Genomic DNA, 18121 nt, shown 5'->3' on the forward strand with positions numbered 1-18121 from the left:
CATGGCTACCCGTCGTCAGGTGATCGTGCTCTGGCAGATCGCAATTTTCGCTTTTCTGCTTGTGATTTGGCAATGGGGCTTTGAATGGAGCAAAGCAGTTCTGCCAAGAGCCTATGTTCCCAAGATTCTCGACCCGTATTTCGTGGCGAAGCCGTCATTGATCTGGCAGAGCTTCTTGCGGCTTAGCTGCCTCAACGACCCATCGGATTTTCTGGTCTGCTTCAGGAATGCCGATAACAATCTTTGGATAGCGACGCTTGTCACGCTGAAGAATACTTGGTGGGGATTTCTGTTCGGCTCGGCCGCCGGCATCGTCGTTGGCCTCCTCCTCGGACGCTCGGACGTTCTTGCGCGCATATTTGGACCGTTCATTCTGGCGTTCAATTCGATCCCACGCATCGCGCTCGTGCCACTGATCATTCTCATGTTTGGCCTTGGCGATGTGTCGAAGGTGGTGACCGCCGCACTCGTCGTGTTCTTCATCGTGTTCTTTAATACGTTCGAAGGCACGCGGGCGGTCGACAGAGATCAAATTGCCGCCGCCCGCCTATTGGGCGCGAGCGAGCTGACCATCTTGCGTACCGTTGTCATTCCGTCTGCGCTGGCCTGGGTGTTCGCGTCTCTGCTCCCTGCAGTGTCGTTTGCACTTGTCGGCGTGATCGTCGGAGAGTTTATCGGCGCTGAACGTGGCCTCGGCAAGCTCATCATTGAGGCAGAGGCACGCGCCAATGCCAGCGAAATGATGGTCGCGATCTTTATAATGATGATCGTCGGAACCATGCTGGCGCTGCTTGTACAATATTTGCAATCATACCTCTTGCGTTGGCAGCCGCAGTTCGAAAGATCTGCATAAATCGTCGACCGGCAGATGATGGAACAGCGACGATGAATGCGCAATTTGGCACGCTCGCAGCGCGGGTGGGCGGCGGTGAACGTCTCAGCTTAAGTTGCCAAGCCGAGCTGATGGGGGATGTCCGGATCAGGCGGGAGGTTCCGAGTCGTCTCGTCGTCGAGCCAAATCGCAACCCCTGCAGGCGCAGTCGTCCCACTAAGAGATCCCTGGTCAGAGCTCACCCCTTGTCTGATCGGTCTGACTAAGGACGCCCGCGATGGCCAACAATGACTACGATCCAACAGCAGAAGGCGCAGAAACGAATTTCGCTGCGCGGATGTCCTATAGCGATTATCTGCGATTGGAGACCATTCTCAGCGCGCAGCATCCGCTGTCGGATGCGCACGATGAGATGCTGTTCATTGTGCAGCATCAGGCCTCGGAGCTCTGGATGCGACTTGCCATTCATGAATTGGGTGCGGCCCGCGACGCGATTGCACGCGACGCCGTCGCGCCGGCAATGAAAATGCTGGCGCGCGTCTCACGTATCTTCGAACAGTTGAACAGCGCATGGGACGTGCTGCGCACGATGACGCCAAGCGAGTATACGCATTTCCGGGCGAAGCTCGGACAGTCGTCCGGCTTCCAATCCCGTCAGTACCGCCTCATCGAATATGTTTTGGGCAATCGCAATCCAGCCATGCTGAAGCCGCACGCGCATGATGCGGAGGCGACACGGCTTCTTGAGAGGGAGCTCACAATCCCAAGCCTGTACGACGAGGTGCTGCGCCTCGGCAACCGCAAGGGGCTTGCGATTCCGCGCTCCGTACTGGAACGTGATGTCCGTGAAACGCATCGCCTCAACGATGCAGTGGTCGAGGCCTGGCGCTGTGTCTATGAGGCGCCGGAAACGCATTGGCTGCTCTACGAGCTTGCTGAGAAGCTCGTCGACTTCGAGGACTATTTCCGCCGTTGGCGCTTTAACCATGTGACCACCGTGGAGCGCATCATCGGCTTCAAACGAGGTACGGGAGGCACCGGCGGCGTCAGCTATCTCAAGCGAATGCTGGAGGTCGAACTATTCCCGGAACTCTGGCGCGTCCGAACGGTCCTATGAGCACTACAGAAAACAGATTGCGCGTTTACGAACAGACAAAGCCGCTGTTCAACATTCCGGACGGTGTGACATATCTGGATGGCAATTCGCTTGGTCCGCTGCCGCTTAGCACGGCTGATCGAATGGGCCGCGTCATCCAGCAGCAGTGGGGCGTCGAGCTGATCCGCGCCTGGAATACTGCCGGCTGGTATGTGCAGCCGCGCAAGCTGGGTGATCGGATTGCACGGCTTATTGGCGCTGAAACTGGGTCTGTCACCGTTGGCGATACGCTGTCGTTGAAGGTCTATCAGGCGCTCTCCGCCGCGCTCGAGATGAATCGTGATCGCAAAATCGTGTTGTCGGATACCGGCAATTTCCCGACCGATCTTTATATGGCCGAAGGCTTGATCGCGACCTTGGGACGCGGGCACCAATTGCGGCTCGTTCGGCCTGAGGAGATAGAGGAATCGCTGTCCGAGGAAATCGCGGTGCTCTATATCACGGAGGTGGACTATCGCACGGGGCGGCGTCATAACATGGCCGAGCTCACCGCAAGAGCCCACGCACTGGGCATCGTCACTGTCTGGGACCTCGCACATTCTACCGGCGCGTTGCCCGTCGATCTCGCACGCGTTGGCGCCGACTTCGCGGCCGGATGCACCTACAAGTATCTCAACGGCGGCCCTGGGGCGCCGGCGTTTCTCTACATTGCGCCGCGCCATGCTGATCACGCGCGGCCTGCTCTGTCGGGCTGGATGGGCCACGCCAAGCCCTTCGCCTTCGATCTCGGCTATGCACCAGCAGTTGGCATTGAGCGCATGAGGATCGGCACTCCGCCCGTGCTCGCTATGGCAGCGCTGGAAGCCTCGCTCGATATCTGGGACCGCATCGACATGCATGAAGTCCGCGCTCGCTCGCTCGAGCTCGCCGATCTGCTGATTGGCGAAGTCGAGCGTCTCTGCCCGCAGCTCAGGCTGGTGACGCCGCGCTCGCATGAAGAGCGAGGCTCACAGGTTTCGTTCGCATTTGAAAGGGGCTACGCAGCGATGCAAGCCCTGATTGCCCATGGCGTGATCGGCGACTTTCGGGCGCCCGACATCATGCGGTTCGGTATCACCCCGCTTTATATCGGCAAGGCCGAAGTGATGAGAGCAATCGAGGTGATCGAGCGGGTATTTACGCGGGAGCTTTGGCGGCGGCCAGAATATGACGTTGTGCATGCCGTGACATGAGCGCTTAGCAATGCGTGCGTCTCCACCAAGTCTGCTCACACACAATACCCTGCTGCGAGATAGCAGGTACTCGTCTGGCGGGTGTCCCTTTCCCCGACACAAAATCGTGTTACAGTCTGTGCATACTAGTGCTCGCTGGGATTTTGCATCACCTTCCCTTGGCTGGCTAAACGCCGCTCGCATCGGTTTTTCAAGCGGGCGGCGTTTTTGCCTTTTTGTGTTTACCGCCTTGAGCCAAACGAAAAAGCCCCGGTTTGCCGCCGGGACCTCCCTTTTCCGATATACGCATTTAAGCTGTGTCGGGTGGGACTGAGGAAGCACCCGACGATCTCCGCCTAACCGCGGTGTCCTAATTCATCGTTACGGAGTCCGAATTAGGATTGAACCTACAGATAGGCATGCATGCCGTTCCCGAGCGCCCCCGGCGAGGAGCTCCGCTCCTCGTTCCGCGACGGATCGAAGCAGGATGGAGTGCGTCGTTTCGGCGTAGAGAAGAAGGGAGTGTTCGAATGAACGGTGCCTTCTGGTTATTGCTCTTACTAGCCCGGCTTATCGGTGTCGGAAACGACTGAAACTCCGAAATTTGAGCGGGATCACCCTAACGTTTTTTGGAACGACTAAAATGCGCGAGCACCTAGTGGTTCAGCTCAGTGATTTTGACTCTTTGCGGTGGCTGGATAGGCGCGGCCGAGTTTGGCGCGTGCTTTGTCAGGTTGCGAACATCCACTTGATGCGAGCTCGAGTTTTGCTTCGCCGGCTTTGCCATGCTGCGATCTCGTTTCGGGACCTTTTGGGGTCGTCGATGCGGCGGCCAAGACACTGGCGCTGAAACACGCTGATCTCGCACTCGACCATGATGAGCCAACTGGCGTGTTTCGGGGTGTAGTGACCTGCCGGCCAAGCCGTCTGGCCCCCTCGCCCGCAACCGTCGAATTTTTTGGTCGCGCGCCTTCCGGCGCCGTCGTCGCAATGCCCACTTCCCGATCGAAATTATTTCGAAAAATGATAAGAAAAGGCGCGTCACGGAAAGCGACCAGAAAGATCTGCTGTCATCGGCAAATCAAGCAGACTTCATGATCTTCACGGTCCCGAACGGTATGCTACAATGTGCATTACACGGAGTGCCCAAGCCCCATCTTTCGTCGACGTGACCTGCCACTCATCATGTGGGACAAAACGGCGTGTGGCAGTTTTAGCCTACCGATCAAATAGCCTTGTGCTGCGTTGCAGCCGAGTTTGGGCAACCACGACCATTGCTGCTCCGTTTCGATACCCTCGGCCAGCAGCGGTATTCCAAGACTCCTGGTCCTGCTCACGATGGCACGCATGATCGCGTCGGAGCGCTGGTTGGTTCCAAGCTCCGCGACGAAGGGGCGATCGACTTTGATGCGATCGAATAGGAAAGCGTGGAGGTAATCGACTGACTTGGCTTCACGAGGAATACCACGCCTATCTGCAGGCTGCTGACGAGCCGCGTCGCGGCGACCTCGATAGCCGAGGCAATCTTACGATGGCAGGGCTTCTTGATTTCTGCAAATTCTTCCTGGCCACCTGTGTTGACCAGGTCAACTTCATGGCCGGGCTTTTGGAGCCGGAAGAATTACTGAGGCGGATGGAGATTTGGACCGAGGAGGAGACGCGTGCAAAGCGCCTTCCAAAGGGTTCATGGCCTTTGCTGCGCGAAGCGGTCATGGCGGGCGAATATGCTCGGGGCCCTGCGCGCGGCCTCACCGGCTACAAAGAGCGCCAGGCGCGGGCGGTGCTCAACTCCCTTATTGAAAAGGGTTACCTCGTCTCGTCCACAACACGCTCGCCGGTGAAGCTCGGCTTCCCAACTGCGGTTGTCGATCGTTGGTTTCCAACACTGTATCAGCCAACCGCTTAGAGCCACACGCCAGCCCGCTGCAGATTCGGTCCTGTTACCGCCGCCTCAGAAATTCCGGTATCGAAGGCGGAACCCTGGGGTCAACATTGGGTGTAACCGGCATGAGCCCCCCACCTGGGCATCGCGCGAATGAGCTGCGATACAGCCTGGCATGAACTGTTTTTTGGAGGTGGGCTATGGCAGATGCCATGCATGAAGCCAGGCTTGATGCCAGGCAGGAAAGCGGCTCCTATCGTCGGATCGAGGTGATCACAGGGCAGCGTCGACGACGGCGCTGGACGGCTGAAGAGAAGGCTCGGATCGTGGCCGAGAGCTTCGAGGAAGGGGCCAATATTTCCGAGGTCGCTCGGCGCCATGGCGTTGTCCGTGGGTTGCTGACGGTGTGGCGGCGCAAGTTCGCGACGGCAGTGAGCTTTCAGGCGCCAGGCTTCGTGCCGGTCCGGATCGCTTCCGAGAGCGGTCCGGCGACGGCAGACGAGTCGGACCGGTTAGCGTGCGCGCATAAGGTGCCGCCGCAGATGGCATCGGCTCCAGGCAAGCTTGGCGGAATGATCGAGATCGAGCTGGGCGGGGCACGCATCCGGGTCGAGCCCGGAGTGGAGCTGGCGACGCTTTCGACAGTGCTATCGGCGCTTCGGGGCATCCGTTGATTGCATTACGGTCTGACCTCAAGGTGGTGCTGGCGGCACAGCCAGTCGACTTTCGCAAGTCGGTGCACACGCTGTCGGCGCTGGTGAGCGAAGCGTTGCACGCGAACCTCGTATTGCGGCGACATCTTCGTGTTCCGCAGCAAGCGCGCGGACAGAGTGAAGCTTCTGGCATGGGATGGTAGCGGCATGGTGCTGGTGACGAAGTGGCTGCACCAGGGACACTTCACCTGGCCGCCGGTCCGCGACGGCGTGGTGCATCTGAGTGCGACACAACTCGCGATGCTGCTCGACGGACTTGAGTGGACGCGTGTTTCACACAAGCCTGTGAAGCAGCCGGCCGTTGTCGGCTGAGAGGCGAAGATTTTGCTGGAGCCTGTGATGGGCGGATATATCGTTCGATCATGGCGATTCGTCCCGAAGCTCTTCCGACCGATGCAGCGGCTCTGGCCGAGATGGTGCTCGCGCTTGACGCCGAGAACGAGAAGCTACGTGTGGCGATGCAGACGCTGAAGGAGATGATCTTCGGCAAGCGCTCAGAGCGGCTGGCGGCGATCGTGGCCGAGCAGCTCGCGCTCGAACTGGACGATCTCGCGACTGGCGTCACATCACCTGCGCCAGCCAACGACGATTTGCCTGCGACGAAGCCGGCTGGGAAGCCGCGCAAGAAGGCGAGGCGCAACATCGGCGCGCTACCCAAGCATTTGCCTCGCTGCGAGCAGGTGCTCGAGCCAGACACGACAGCGTGCCCGTGCTGCCAGGGCCTTCTGCACCGGATCGGCGAGGATGTGAGCGAGGTACTGGACGTGATCCCGGCGATCCTGCGGGTACTGCGCACGATTCGTCCCAAATACGCCTGCCGCGGCTGCACCGACGGCGTGGTGCAGGCGAAGGTGCTGCCGCGTCTGATCGACAGCGGCATGGCATCGACGGCACTCGTGGCTCACGTGGTGATCTCGAAGTTCGCCTGGTATCTGCCGCTGTACCGCCAGGTGCAGATCCTGGCCGGTCAGGGCCTTCATCTCGACCGCGCGACGCTCGCCGGCTGGGTGAAGCGTGCGGCATGGTGGCTTAAGAGTCTTTATGAGCTTCAGCTGCGGACGATCCAGGCTTCGCCGCGGCTGTTCTGCGACGAGACGCCGATGCCGGTGCTCGATCCCGGACGACATCGCACTCGTATCTGCCAGTTCTGGGCGCATGCGATGGATGATCGCCCATGGGGTGGCCCATCGCCGCCGGCGGTCGCCTATGTGTTTGCGGATGGCCGCGGCACCGAGGAGATCGCCGGGCAATTGGCCGGCTTCTCCGGCATTCTGCAGGTGGATGGCTATGCCGCCTACAAAGCGCTTGCCCGCGGTCAAGGCGGGGCGATCCAGCTGGCTTTTTGTCTCGCGCATGCCCGACGCAAATTCGTCGAGGTGTACAAGACGATGCAGTCGCCGTTCGCTCACGAAGTGATCGAGCGCCTGCAAGCGGTCTACGCCATCGAGGCCGAGATCCGTGGCTTGAGCGCCGAACAGCGGCTTGCCGCCCGCCGCACCAGGTCCGCACCGCTGATGGAGGTGCTGAAGGCGCGACTGACCTCGATGCTCGACCACCTGTTCTCCCAATCGAAGCTAGTGGAGGCCATCAACTATACGCTCAATCACTGGGACGGACTGACGCTATTTCTCCGCGATGGCCGCGTCGAGGTCGACAGCAACACCGTCGAGCGTTCAATGCGCCCGATTGCGATGGGGCGCCGTAACTCATTGTTCAGCGGCAGCGAGGGCGGCGCCGAGAGCTGGGCAATCCTTGCGTCGCTGGTCAATACGGCAAAGCTCCACGAACTCGATCCGCAGGCCTATCTGGCCGATGTGCTGGAGCGCATCGTCTCCGGTCAGACCAAGAGCCACCAGCTGCACGAACTTCTCCCCTGGAACTGGAAGGCGACCCGCGAGCTCAGCGCACGGGTGGCCGCATGACCCGCCGCCGCCGTTCATCATCTTCATCATCGATGGCGGCAGCCGCGATGCCGCTCGACGAACTTGAGCCTTGGCTACAGGCTCGTGCCGAGCAGCATCCCGTCGCCACCAGTCTTCCCATGCTCGACGGCTATGTCGCCGCGATCGTGGCCGGGCCGGTGTCGATGAGTCCGCTCGACTGGATCTGTCCGCTGCTCGCCATCGACGCCGACGCATTCAACCATGGCGGCACGCCGGAGTTCGCCGCGATTTCGGCCGTCGCGCTGCGCCACAACGACATCAGTAATGTTCTTTCCACCGCACCACATCGGTTCGCACCGGTCCATGGCCGCAAGCCGAATGGCGACGTTGATGCGCGGCCGTGGTGTCAGGGATTCCATGCCGCCATGCGGTTGCGACTATCAGCCTGGGGCCCACTGCTCGACGTCAGCAACATACACCACGGCTTGCTCCTGCCCATCCTGCTGCATTGCGTCGACGATCAAGGGCGTCCACTGCTTGGACCACCAAGGAAAGGCCGCGAGACCGAGGAATTCCTGCGCAACGCCCATGCCGACATTCCGGACGTCGTCGAGGCCATGCGTCAGTACTGGATGCCGACCCGCTACGCTCGCACAGGCTGATCACTGCAGACGTGGGAGCTCATACCGGTTACCATTGGGTTGACAGTCTACACATAGTGTGTATAAATACACACTATGAAAAGCCGGGAAATTATCTCGATCCTTCAAGGGGATGGATGGTTTGAGGTGGGCCGGAAAGGCAGCCATGTGCAGTTCAAACATCCATTCAAGAAGGGTCGCGTAATTGTTCCGCACCCCGAACGGGATGTCCCACTCGGGACACTGAAGAGTATTGAAAAGCAGTCAGGTCTCAAACTGAGGTAAGCGCCATGCGTAACTATATTGGTCTTATCCATAAGGATGCCGACAGCGATTTCGGCGTCTCATTTCCAGACTTCCCCGGAGTGATCACGGCAGGCAAAAGCCTTGATGACGCTCGTGCTATGGCAGAGGAAGCCCTCACCCTTCATATCGAGGGTCTTGCTGAAGATGGAGAAGCCATTCCGGAGCCCTCTACTCTAGAGGATGTTATGGCAGATCCTGATCATCGAACTGGGGTAGCTATTTTGGTGTCGGTCAAACCCGAACAACCAAAGGCTATACGTGTGAATGTCACCCTTCCTGAGGACGTTCTGAATCAGATCGACAAATATGCTGAAGCGCACGGCTTTACGAGATCGGGCCTCCTAACTCAGGCCGCGAAGAGACTCATAGGAGAAGCAGCCTAAATCAAGGCTCTGAGTTCATTCGAAAAAGACCGCAATACGATCAGACGGACGCATTGCGGAATGGGCACCGCTATGTGGGCCGATGCGATGTTGACGCTGTTCAAAGCGACATGCCGAGACGCAGGTTGAATTCTGCCGATCGGCACGAGCGTGGTCCCCGGCACTGTTACGTTGCACCCCCGGACTCCTCGGCACTCCGAGCCTGCGCGCCTTGATCTGCGTCGACAGCACCGTGAGCCACGTTCGATGGAACGAGGCGTGGGATTGCAGTTTGATGGCGAAAGCATTTGGACGAGGTGAATTCCGGCTCCGGCAGCAATTCGGTTGCGGGGGCCGAGTTCGTTGTCAGACGGCCAGCCGTAGGCTCAACGGATAGCCAATACCGAATAAAGGCCGGCGGCGTGGACAGTGGTCGGCCAGTTGCGACGGATGCGAAGAAGGCCGCGGTTGAACATGACGCGAGCATCCATGGCCGTGGACCACCTGGACGATCCGCTTAGCTCTCGCGGCATAGTTTGCCTGCCCATAGTTCCAAATTTGCCAGTTCTAAATTTTTCATCCGCCAATACCGGCATAAGAGAACGGATTTATTTCGATGAAGCAGCCGGAGCGCCTCTTCGATTCTGAGCCGCAGCCATCTTCCGGAATTCGCTCTATGGCCCCTTGGGGCCGACCGAGATCTTGTCAGGACCGACCTCGGGACTGACGTTTGCGAGAACCGGCTCTTCGCCGAACGGGCGGTTGATGATGGCAAGCGCCTCCGAGGCGGCGTACGCGGTTGCGCGCGTAGCCGGTCCGCTCCCGTAGGATGCCCACCTCTTCCAGCTGCGCGATGCCCTGGTTGATCTGGGCGGTAGAGATGTCGAGAAGTTCGCGGAGCCGTTTCGCCGTCACGACCGGATAGTTGTGAAGCTCGTCCAGCGCCCGAAGAGCCGCAGAAACCCTTACGGAATTTCCGGCGACCCCTCCAGCGTTCGGACAACTCCGACAGCGCCTGCCGGGTGCGGATGAGCTCTTCAACGGTGGCGGTCACGGCGTCGGCCATGAACGTGATGATCGGCTCCCAGTCGAGCCGCTGCTGGGCGTTCTTGAGGGATGCGTAGTACGTGCCCTTCTTGCTTTCGATGTAGGGAGAAAGGTACAGCGGTACACGCTTCTCCGCCGCCATCATGAGCGGGAGGAGGAGACGACCCACGCGACCGTTGCCGGCGCGAAAGGGGTGTACCGCTTCGAAATGGGCGTGCGCAATGGCCATGCGCGTGATGAACCCTTGAGTCATCTGCTGCATGCCCTCGTTCCGGAGGTAGTCGACCGCCTGAGCGAGGCAATCTGGCACGTCGGGTGGGGGTGGAGGATTTATACTTGAATATGCGATGTCTTTGTTCCCGCCGATCCAGACTACGCGCGTTCGGAAGTCGCCGGGATCGTCCTGATAATCCGGGTCGTCCTTCATCACGCGCGATGGAGATCCTTGATCGATCAATAGTGAAGACGCCGTAGCCAAGCTCGGTGGCCCGCGGGACAAACCTATCGAGGGCGACGGCGTAGCTGCAGACCTGGCGTGCCTCGTTGCGGGCGCCGTCATCGCCCGTCTCTTCGACGGAAAGCAGTTCGTCGAGAGTGCTCTGGGTGCCTTCGATCGACGAGGAACTGACCGCCTCGCGCCTGGTAAGGATGGCGTTGACCGTCCCGAATGCCGCTTGTGCCGCTTCCAGGGCTTTCGCTGCACCGGGGGCGAATACGCCGTCCTCTGGAGGTGCCGGTGGAACGATCCCGTAGTGGGAATCGTAGGGTGGCGGAAGCCGTTTTAGGGTTTCCCGGATGGTGCGGCTGAGATCGCTACGCTTCATGGAACCCAAACTAAGAGGCTAATTTTGCTAGTTATATTTTGGGTTGTTGCAAAAAACCATAACACACCGCGATCGCTGAGGCTTTATTTTGGTTCGCAAGGAAGCAATTCCCTCGTGTTTATGAGTTCCGGCCTTTGCAAAGCGGGTTGATGGATCTGAGGCTCTCAAAGTCTCTTTCGTTATCGGTCCACGATGGATCCGTTCGCCTCTCGGCTATGGCAGCGATGATCGTCTAGGCAGCTAGGTTTTTCGCAGTTTCTTGCGCGGGCGGGAACGCCGCAGGGCCTGGGCCGGGCGGCCTAGTCAAGAGCCGGCCCGGCGAAGGCCGCGCGCAAGCGAAATTCGTCCGCGCTTCATCGATAATTTTACTTATCATGATGGCTGCTTGATAACAATACTGATCGGTCAGCTTGAGACATGTCGGCGTTTCGATATATAATACAGATCGAATGACTTATTTGATCAGGATAATATATTGTGACTTACCAAAGTGAAGAGCTCATCAAAGCCGCCTCCGCTCAGCGCGCAAAGGCGGGCATGAGCCAACGCGCGCTGGCGGCCCGCGCGGGTATGACCCAGGCGCACATCTCGCAAATCGAGACCAGTCGCCTCGAACCGGGCCTGTCGAGCTTCATGCAGATGGCGCGGGCGCTCGACCTGGAGCTCGTCCTTGTGCCGAAGAAACTTCTTCCCGCGATAGAGGGCTTACTGCGATCAAACGCTGCCGAATTCTCGTCCGAACAAGGATCGTCGGATGTCTTCAGCAAGGCCGAACGCATCGTCTCTGGTCAAAGGAAACGCTATGGCAGTTCAGCCACCCTCGACCGCATCGCCGAATATTTTCGCTTTCTGAAACAGGTCCATCTTTCAAAAACCGACCTGGCACTTGTCTCAGATATCGTCGAGAGCCTGCGTCCCTATAGCGTCGAACCTATACCCAGGGCTCTGCTGGAAGATTCTGCAGGCGCGTTACAGGGTGTACGCAACAGGGTCGCTCATCCCGAAGAAGCCCCTCGCCCCGCCTACGCTCTCGACGATGAGGACGACGATGCCTGACGTATCCGTTCTAAATGTCCACCTGCACGATACCCCGATCGCGACTCTCACACTCGTGCAGGGCGATCGTTCGCTGCTCGCCTTCAATCAGACCTACATCGATGACGCCCACCGTTCCACCTTGAGCCTGTCTTTCAAGGACTCGTTCGGGAATCTGCTCACCTCGTTCAAACCGTATCAACAAGTTCTCGCGCCATTCTTCTCCAATCTTCTGCCGGAAGGGCCGCTTCGTCGCTATCTTGCGGAACGGGCGGGCGTGAAGGAACGGCGCGAGTTCTTCCTCCTGTGGATGCTGGGCCGAGACCTTCCGGGTGCCCTGTCGGTCCACCCGGCCGATGGAGACGCGCTGCCCCCCCAGGTCGAGGAGAATCTTACGCCCGATAAACGGCAGAACATGATGCGCTTCTCGCTTGCGGGCGTGCAGCTGAAGTTCTCCGCGCTCAAGAATGATCCCAAGAAGGGCGGACTCACTATTCCGGTCGAAGGTGTCGGCGGTTCATGGATCGTCAAGCTACCGTCACATCAGTATATCGGCGTGCCTGAGAACGAATACTCCATGATGACCCTGGCGAAGGACATCGGCATGGATGTGCCCGAGCTTCAACTGATCGACGTCGAGGCAATCAAAGGTCTTCCGGACGGAATCGGCGAACTCGAGGGGCGGGCGTTTGCCGTGAAGCGGTTCGACCGCACGGCTGATGCTCCGGTCCACATGGAGGATTTCGCTCAGGTATTCGGCGTCTTTCCGGATGAAAAATACGACAAGGCGAATTACCGAAGCATCGCGCGTGTCCTCGGCATTGAGACTGGTGAGGCCGACCTCGCCGAGTTCGTCCGACGACTCGTATTCAGCACACTGATCGGCAACGCCGACATGCACCTGAAGAACTGGTCATTGATCTACCCTGATGGGCGGACACCCGTCCTGTCGCCCGCCTACGATCTGCTCTCGACTATTGCGTACATCCCGGACGACAAGATGGCGTTGAACTATTCGCGCACGAAGAAGATGGCCGAATTCTCAAAGGACGAGCTGGCGCATCTGGCTGCCAAGGCGAAGATGTCGGAGACGCTTGCGCTCGAAACGGCTGCGGAAACGGTGCAGCGCTTCAAGAAACTTTGGAAGGAGCGCAAGACAGAACTCCCGCTGCAACGACAAGTCATCGAAGTCATCGATGCACATACCGAGACGATCCCGATCTACAAGGAGCTCTAAGGCTTGAATAGCCGGGGTTTCTGACAGAATAGAGTGAGAGACGCTTCCTTCCCACTGGTTATTTGAATTCGATGAAGTCCCTGCGCGCGGACTGTGGGGTCAGGCGAGCCTCGCCCGGCGCTGGATATGAAATTCTTGAGTTGCGAGTAGACCGTCATTGACGGTTTCTATCAGATCTATGCGTCGATCCCAGCGAAGTTGCCTCCATCGCGTTACGCACCTACGCCGCAACGTTAGTCGCATTGATGGCGGAGCGGGAGCGAATGCATGCACTGTCCTCAATGCACAAAGAGGAGGTAGCTGCGATCAGCGTTGCGCCGATTGCTCGTCTCGTCGGTCCAGCCGACGGCACGGCGATAGCTGCCCATCACCCCGGCCTCCTTGACGGTGACAAGATCGACCCGCTCTGTCTCATCGGCAAAAGGGGAGACGTAGAGCGCGTCCTCAGGACAATAGAGCTCGCAGAGGAAGCAGGTCTGGCAATCGCTCTGCCGCGCGATCACCGGAAGCCCGTCCGTTTTGTCGAATACGTTGGTCGGACATACCGCGACACAAATGTCGCAAGAGGTGCAGCGCTCGCTATCGATGACCTCGATCATTCCGCAGCCTCCGCGTAAGCCGCCTCGGCATGGGGCCGGACGGCGGTCCAGACTTCGTCAAGGCCGCCCGATGTCAGGTAGTGGCGCTGCCGATGGTCCTGCTCGGGGAAATCGTCACGACGATGCATGCCGCGGCTTTCCTGACGCGCCAGTGCGCTGCGGTACATCCATCGCGCTGTGGCCAGCATCGCCGCGCTTTCACGCGTGCGGAGCAATTCGGCCGCGCCGGCAGCGCCTGCTTCCGAGACATCGCGCCAGGCGGCATCGAGGCGCGCCAGCGCACCACCGAGCCGTGAGGCCTCGCGGAAATAATTCAGCTCATAGGGGAAGACCTCGTCCTGGACGGCTCGCGCCAGCGCGGCCGGCTCGAATGCGCGCCGCGACCGGCTCCGGAGGCCGACCGTTCCAGCCGAGGACAGCTCTCGACCGTCAGCGGCTTGCCGCGCGTAGTCCGCGGCGCCCTGCCCGGCCAGCGTCCCCGACGTCATCGCCCAGGCGGCGTTGTGGCTGCCGCCGCCGGTGAAGCCACCGCAGATCAATTCGCGCGTCGCCGCATCTCCGGCGGCATAGAGCCCGGGGACGGTGGTTGCGCAGGTCTCGTCGACGATGCGAAGGCCGCCGGTGCCACGCACGGTGCCTTCCAGTCGCAGCGTAACCGGAAAACGATCCTTGAACGGATCGATTCCGGTGCGGTCGAAGGGCAGGAAGAAATTCGGTTGCGAGGCCCGCATGTGCAGCTGGACGTCCGCGTCGGCCTTGTCGAGCCGCGCATAGACCGGCCCCCCGAAGCAGGGCTCGGGCAATCGCGGAACGACCGCCTTTGGATGCAGCACCAGCTGCCGTCTTCATAGGTGAAGTTGGCCCAGCCATAGAACAGCGTCTTGGTGACCGAGCCGAACGCCGGCGAGATCGCGTAGGGATTGGAAAACTCCATGCTGCTGAATTCGGCGCCGGCTTCGGCGGCCATGAGATAGCCGTCACCGGTGAGCACGTTCGAACCTAGCGTCTTGCTCAGAAACGCACAGCCGCCGGTCGCAATCACCACCGCTTTGGCGCGCACGGTCCAGCGATCCTGCTTCTGGCGACGCAGGCCGCTCGCGCCCGCAACCGCCCCGGCCTCGTCGAGCAATAATTCCAGCGCCGGGCTGTGATCGAGGACGGTGACGCCGGCCTGCTTGGTCCGCTTGCGCATCAAGCGCATATATTCGGGGCCTTGCAGCGAGTTGCGCTGCGACTTGCCGTGGTCATCCACGGGATAGGGATAGCCCCATTCGGCGAGGCGATTGCTCTGCTGAAAAGTGAGATCGAGCGTGCGGACCATCCAGCGGCGGTCCTGAAGATATCCGCCGAGCTTCTCGCGGCTCGCCATCGACGCCTCGCGGTCAGTCGGCGTGGGATCGACGTACCAGACGCCGGTTCCCGCCGCCGCGGTCGAGCCCGAGGTGCCGCAAAAGCCCTTATCGGCGAGAACAACACGCGCGCCGCGTTCGGCCGCGCTTACCGCTGCCCAGGTGCCCGCGGGCCCGCCACCCAGCACCAGCACGTCTGCATCATATTCGACCGATCCTGAAGGTGCGGACCTACGCTCGGCGCGATGGATTTGGTTGGTCATTGAACACGTCCCCAAGTTCGAACCATTACAATTGGCGCGCTCACGCCGAAACCGGCGCCTTCCAGCGCATGAAGCGCCGCTCGATCACCTCGAGCACAGCGTTGAACGCCAGCCCGATCACAGTGATGCCCAGGATGCCGAAATACATCTGCGGGATCAGGAAGCTGTACTGGCTGTTGATGATGAGATAGCCGAGCCCCGCCTTCGCCCCGACCATCTCGGAGGCGACCAGCACCAGCATGGCAGAGGCGCTGGCGAGGCGAATGCCGACGAAGATGGTCGGAAGCGCTGCCGGAAGAATGACCTTGCGGAACAATTGCTGCGGGCTCGCGCCCATGGTGCGCGCCGACTTGATCAGGAGCGGATCGACCTGCTTGACGGCGGCGATCGTGTTGAGCAGCAGCGGCCAGGCGCAACTGTAGATTACCATCGTGATCTTCGACATCTCGCCGATGCCGAGCAGCAGGATGAAGACCGGCAGCAGCGCCAGCGGCGCGGTGTTACGGCAGATTTCGATGAACTGGTTCAGGAGATTGCCGAGCCGCGCGTACCAGCCGACGAGAAGGCCAAGCGGAACGATCAAGGCAACCGAGATCAGAAACCCGCTCAAGGCACGCAGCAGGCTTGCTGACACGTCGTCATAGAGCTCGCCGCTCTGTGCGAGCTGCCAGCCGGCGGCAATCACCTCGGAGAACGGCGGCAGGAATACCGGATCGACCACCCCAAGTCGCGGGGCAACCTCCCACACCGACAGCAGCACGATGAGCAGCAGCGAGCGATGCCCCAATGCGCCGAGCGCGCGCAGGGCAGCATGAAGCCGGCCGGCGATCCGTGGGGATGCGCGATCTCCGCCTGACAACGCGTTCGGACGCCCATGCGCGAGCTCCAGCAGCGTCAGCGTTTCAAGGCTAGACATGCGCGATCTCCTTCACGTCACTGTTGCCGCGACGGACATCGGCGGGGCGGCTCGATTGTCCCTGCTGCGCCTTCTGCACCTCTTCCCGGAGCAGGCTCCATATCTCGTGCCTGACCTGACCGAACTCCGGCAGCGAACGCACGTCCTCATCTTCGCTGCGCAGCGAGGCCGGAATGTCGAAGATTTGCTTGATCCGGCCCGGGCGCGAGGTCATCACGGCCACGCGTTGGCCAAGCGCTACGGCCTCGTCTATGCCATGGGTGATAAAGACGATGGTCTTGCCGGTGGCGCGCCAGATCCGCAGCAGCTCGGTCTGGAGCGTCTCGCGCGTCTGGGCATCCAACGCGGCAAACGGCTCGTCCATCAGCAGCACCTCGGGATCGTAAGCAAGACTGCGGGCAATCGCGACGCGCTGCTTCATGCCGCCGGAGAGCTCGTGCGGATAGCGGCTGGCAAATCCGGACAGGCCAACGAGGTCGAGGAAATGCCGCGCGATCTCGCGTCGCTGCGCGGCCTTCAGCCCGGCGATGTCGAGCCCGAACTCGACATTCTCCAGGGCGGTGCGCCAGGGAAACAGCGCGTATTGCTGGAACACGATGCCGCGGTCGCGGCCGGGCCCTTTGATCTGCCGCCCGTCGAGCAGGATGCGGCCGCTGGTCGGCGTCGTCAGCCCACCCAACAGATCGAGCAGGGTCGATTTCCCGCAGCCGCTGGGACCGACCAGGGCCAGGAACTCACCAGTGCGAACATCGAGCGTGATGTCCTCGAGGGCGGTGAAACGGCCCAACGGGCCGCCTCCCTCGCCGCGCGTCACGAATTCCTTGCGGACGTGTTCGAAGCTGATTTTGATCGGGCTCGCTTGGGTCACTGGGCCTCCGCCGTCTTGCCGGGACGGAAATAGTTGAAGGCGTTGGTGTAGGTCTCGGAGGCCTTGACCTGGCCCGGCTTGAACAGACCGTCCTTCTCCAGCCAGTCGATCCACACCTGGATCTCGGCATCCGAGATCACCCCGCCTTTGCTCGCGACGCCCGTGCTCTTCCAGTATTTGATCGGCGTCGCGTCCTCATTACGTTTGCGCTCCGCGATGATGCGCCCGAAGCGCGCGCGCACCTCCTCGGGCGGCGTCGACTGCGCCCAAGCGATGGCGCGCGAAATGCCCTCGATCAGCTTGCGTGAGGCCTCCGGATTGTCCTTGATGAACTTGTCGCGCAGGACGTAGGAGCCGCCGGTGAAATTGCCGAACAGACCGGTGTCGTTGAACAGCGAGTGGATGCCGCCACGCTCCAGTGCCTTGTCGCGCAGCACGCCGCTAAGGGTGCTCACTTCGACCTGGCCCTGGCGTAAGGCCTGTTCACCGCTGACCGGCGGGATCGCGACCAGCGTCACCTGCTTGGCTTCCGCTGATGTCAAGCCGTTGCGGGCGAGATATTCGCGGAGCACAAATTCCAGATGGGCACCGAGCGTATTGACGGCGACCTTCTTGCCGATCAGGTCGCGCGCGGTCTTGATTGGGCTGTCGTCCCTGACGAAGTAGCCGTTATAGGTGTTGGCGTCCGAGCCGTAATAGCCGACCACGGCCTTGATGGGCGCCTTTGCCGCGATCAGCTTGAGGATCGCGCCGTAGAAAGCCCCGCCGATGTCGATATCCCCGGTCACCACGGTCTGGATGTCCTGTGGGCCGCTGATGGTGTTGCCGACCCATTTCAGCTTCAGGGGCGCCAGATAGCCGAGGTCGTCGGCGAGCTCGATGAAGGTCACCTGCCCCGCCCAGCCCTGATACCGGATCTCGCTCTTGTCGAGCGGCGGCTCGGCGAAGGCGGGAGCGGCAAGGCCCAATGCCAGCGCGCTGACAAGCAGCCGCCGTGCGGCGCTCCGTGCAGCACGATGCCGCGCTTGAAAAAATTGAAACAGAGAGTTCATGTGTC

General features: G+C 60.5%; 17 protein-coding genes and 4 pseudogenes. 12 read left to right on the plus strand and 9 right to left on the minus strand.

All coding sequences use genetic code 11. The features are described from left to right. Position 1 precedes the first annotated feature (1 nt). The 3 genes from XH90_RS35170 (at position 2) to kynU (ending at position 3160) form a co-directional block, all read left to right on the plus strand. Complete coding sequence (locus XH90_RS35170) at positions 2-853, plus strand: ABC transporter permease (RefSeq protein ID WP_128929959.1); 852 nt, start codon at positions 2-4, stop codon at positions 851-853. Positions 854-1109: 256 nt separating this feature from the next. Next, complete coding sequence (gene kynA / locus XH90_RS35175) at positions 1110-1949, plus strand: tryptophan 2,3-dioxygenase (RefSeq protein ID WP_128929958.1); 840 nt, start codon at positions 1110-1112, stop codon at positions 1947-1949. Continuing rightward, a complete protein-coding gene (gene kynU, locus XH90_RS35180; protein ID WP_128929957.1) occupies positions 1946-3160 on the plus strand; it encodes a kynureninase in 1215 nt (404 codons plus the stop codon). The genes kynA and kynU overlap by 4 nt, the downstream gene beginning before the upstream one ends. Before the next feature lie 647 nt (positions 3161-3807). Here kynU and XH90_RS39220 read toward each other — a convergent pair. Continuing rightward, a pseudogene (locus XH90_RS39220) lies at positions 3808-4048 on the minus strand (IS630 family transposase); the annotation flags it as partial. 224 nt (positions 4049-4272) lie between these two features. Then, a complete protein-coding gene (locus tag XH90_RS35185; protein WP_128930197.1) occupies positions 4273-4602 on the minus strand; it encodes an EAL domain-containing protein in 330 nt (109 codons plus the stop codon). A gap of 68 nt (positions 4603-4670) precedes the next feature. Between XH90_RS35185 and XH90_RS35190 the strand changes: the two genes are divergently transcribed. From XH90_RS35190 to XH90_RS35220, 7 genes and pseudogenes are all read left to right on the plus strand, one after another. Further along, a complete protein-coding gene (locus XH90_RS35190) occupies positions 4671-5045 on the plus strand; it encodes a hypothetical protein (protein WP_188637391.1) in 375 nt (124 codons plus the stop codon). A gap of 176 nt (positions 5046-5221) precedes the next feature. Continuing rightward, on the plus strand, positions 5222-5695 hold the full coding sequence (locus XH90_RS39930; protein WP_128929538.1) for a transposase: 474 nt from the start codon (positions 5222-5224) through the stop codon (positions 5693-5695). Continuing rightward, positions 5692-6046, plus strand: a pseudogene (gene tnpB, locus XH90_RS35200) (IS66 family insertion sequence element accessory protein TnpB). The gene XH90_RS39930 and the pseudogene tnpB overlap by 4 nt, the downstream one beginning before the upstream one ends. A 50-nt stretch (positions 6047-6096) precedes the next feature. Beyond that, positions 6097-7656, plus strand: a complete 1560-nt coding sequence (locus tag XH90_RS35205; protein ID WP_128929539.1) for an IS66 family transposase — start codon at positions 6097-6099, stop codon at positions 7654-7656. Further along, the gene (locus XH90_RS35210; RefSeq protein ID WP_232995571.1) at positions 7653-8279 is read left to right on the plus strand and encodes a UPF0149 family protein; all 627 of its coding nucleotides are present in this window, start codon (positions 7653-7655) and stop codon (positions 8277-8279) included. The genes XH90_RS35205 and XH90_RS35210 overlap by 4 nt, the downstream gene beginning before the upstream one ends. A gap of 75 nt (positions 8280-8354) precedes the next feature. Beyond that, a complete protein-coding gene (locus XH90_RS35215) occupies positions 8355-8543 on the plus strand; it encodes a type II toxin-antitoxin system HicA family toxin (RefSeq protein ID WP_128929956.1) in 189 nt (62 codons plus the stop codon). Positions 8544-8548: 5 nt separating this feature from the next. After that, the gene (locus XH90_RS35220; protein ID WP_128929955.1) at positions 8549-8947 is read left to right on the plus strand and encodes a type II toxin-antitoxin system HicB family antitoxin; all 399 of its coding nucleotides are present in this window, start codon (positions 8549-8551) and stop codon (positions 8945-8947) included. 496 nt (positions 8948-9443) lie between these two features. Here the strand turns inward: XH90_RS35220 and XH90_RS39230 are convergent, their stop codons facing one another. Beyond that, on the minus strand, positions 9444-10532 hold the full coding sequence (locus XH90_RS39230) for a Fic family protein (protein ID WP_308421745.1): 1089 nt from the start codon (positions 10530-10532) through the stop codon (positions 9444-9446). Between the two features lie 4 nt (positions 10533-10536). Then, positions 10537-10797, minus strand: a pseudogene (locus XH90_RS39235) (Fic/DOC family N-terminal domain-containing protein); the annotation flags it as partial. Positions 10798-11334: 537 nt separating this feature from the next. Here XH90_RS39235 and XH90_RS35230 point away from each other — a divergent pair. Together XH90_RS35230 and XH90_RS35235 are read left to right on the plus strand one after the other, a co-directional pair. After that, positions 11335-11853, plus strand: coding sequence for a helix-turn-helix transcriptional regulator (locus XH90_RS35230; protein WP_249798546.1), 519 nt, complete (start codon positions 11335-11337; stop codon positions 11851-11853). Then, on the plus strand, positions 11846-13069 hold the full coding sequence (locus tag XH90_RS35235) for a type II toxin-antitoxin system HipA family toxin (RefSeq protein WP_128929953.1): 1224 nt from the start codon (positions 11846-11848) through the stop codon (positions 13067-13069). Before XH90_RS35230 ends, XH90_RS35235 begins: the two co-directional genes overlap by 8 nt. 278 nt (positions 13070-13347) lie before the next feature. Here XH90_RS35235 and XH90_RS35240 read toward each other — a convergent pair whose 3' ends face one another. From XH90_RS35240 to XH90_RS35260, 5 genes and pseudogenes are all read right to left on the minus strand, one after another. After that, a complete protein-coding gene (locus XH90_RS35240) occupies positions 13348-13668 on the minus strand; it encodes a ferredoxin family protein (protein WP_128929952.1) in 321 nt (106 codons plus the stop codon). Then, positions 13665-15280 (minus strand): annotated as a pseudogene (locus XH90_RS35245) (FAD-dependent oxidoreductase). The gene XH90_RS35240 and the pseudogene XH90_RS35245 overlap by 4 nt, the downstream one beginning before the upstream one ends. Positions 15281-15320: 40 nt before the next feature. Continuing rightward, positions 15321-16196: an ABC transporter permease gene (locus XH90_RS35250; protein WP_128929951.1), complete on the minus strand. Its 876-nt coding sequence runs from the start codon at positions 16194-16196 to the stop codon at positions 15321-15323. Beyond that, entirely contained in the window at positions 16189-17064 is an 876-nt protein-coding gene (locus XH90_RS35255) for an ABC transporter ATP-binding protein (RefSeq protein WP_206733218.1), read from the minus strand. Before XH90_RS35255 ends, XH90_RS35250 begins: the two co-directional genes overlap by 8 nt. After that, entirely contained in the window at positions 17061-18116 is a 1056-nt protein-coding gene (locus XH90_RS35260; RefSeq protein ID WP_128929950.1) for an ABC transporter substrate-binding protein, read from the minus strand. The genes XH90_RS35255 and XH90_RS35260 overlap by 4 nt, the downstream gene beginning before the upstream one ends. Positions 18117-18121 lie beyond the last annotated feature (5 nt).

Origin of the sequence: Bradyrhizobium sp. CCBAU 53338 (genome assembly GCF_015291665.1) — a bacterium.
In the GTDB taxonomy this organism is placed as follows: Bacteria; Pseudomonadota; Alphaproteobacteria; order Rhizobiales; family Xanthobacteraceae; genus Bradyrhizobium.

Bases quoted from the DNA above. Each gene is read 5' to 3' on its own strand.
- XH90_RS35170 (WP_128929959.1), top strand. From the start codon at position 2: ATGGCTACCCGTCGTCAGGTGATCGTGCTCTGGCAGATCGCAATTTTC.
- kynA (WP_128929958.1), top strand. From the start codon at position 1,110: ATGGCCAACAATGACTACGATCCAACAGCAGAAGGCGCAGAAACGAAT.
- kynU (WP_128929957.1), top strand. From the start codon at position 1,946: ATGAGCACTACAGAAAACAGATTGCGCGTTTACGAACAGACAAAGCCG.
- XH90_RS35190 (WP_188637391.1), top strand. From the start codon at position 4,671: ATGGCAGGGCTTCTTGATTTCTGCAAATTCTTCCTGGCCACCTGTGTT.
- XH90_RS39930 (WP_128929538.1), top strand. From the start codon at position 5,222: ATGGCAGATGCCATGCATGAAGCCAGGCTTGATGCCAGGCAGGAAAGC.
- XH90_RS35205 (WP_128929539.1), top strand. From the start codon at position 6,097: ATGGCGATTCGTCCCGAAGCTCTTCCGACCGATGCAGCGGCTCTGGCC.
- XH90_RS35210 (WP_232995571.1), top strand. From the start codon at position 7,653: ATGACCCGCCGCCGCCGTTCATCATCTTCATCATCGATGGCGGCAGCC.
- XH90_RS35215 (WP_128929956.1), top strand. From the start codon at position 8,355: ATGAAAAGCCGGGAAATTATCTCGATCCTTCAAGGGGATGGATGGTTT.
- XH90_RS35220 (WP_128929955.1), top strand. From the start codon at position 8,549: ATGCGTAACTATATTGGTCTTATCCATAAGGATGCCGACAGCGATTTC.
- XH90_RS39230 (WP_308421745.1), bottom strand. From the start codon at position 10,532: ATGACGGCGCCCGCAACGAGGCACGCCAGGTCTGCAGCTACGCCGTCG.
- XH90_RS35230 (WP_249798546.1), top strand. From the start codon at position 11,335: ATGAGCCAACGCGCGCTGGCGGCCCGCGCGGGTATGACCCAGGCGCAC.
- XH90_RS35235 (WP_128929953.1), top strand. From the start codon at position 11,846: ATGCCTGACGTATCCGTTCTAAATGTCCACCTGCACGATACCCCGATC.
- XH90_RS35240 (WP_128929952.1), bottom strand. From the start codon at position 13,668: ATGATCGAGGTCATCGATAGCGAGCGCTGCACCTCTTGCGACATTTGT.
- XH90_RS35250 (WP_128929951.1), bottom strand. From the start codon at position 16,196: ATGTCTAGCCTTGAAACGCTGACGCTGCTGGAGCTCGCGCATGGGCGT.
- XH90_RS35260 (WP_128929950.1), bottom strand. From the start codon at position 18,116: ATGAACTCTCTGTTTCAATTTTTTCAAGCGCGGCATCGTGCTGCACGG.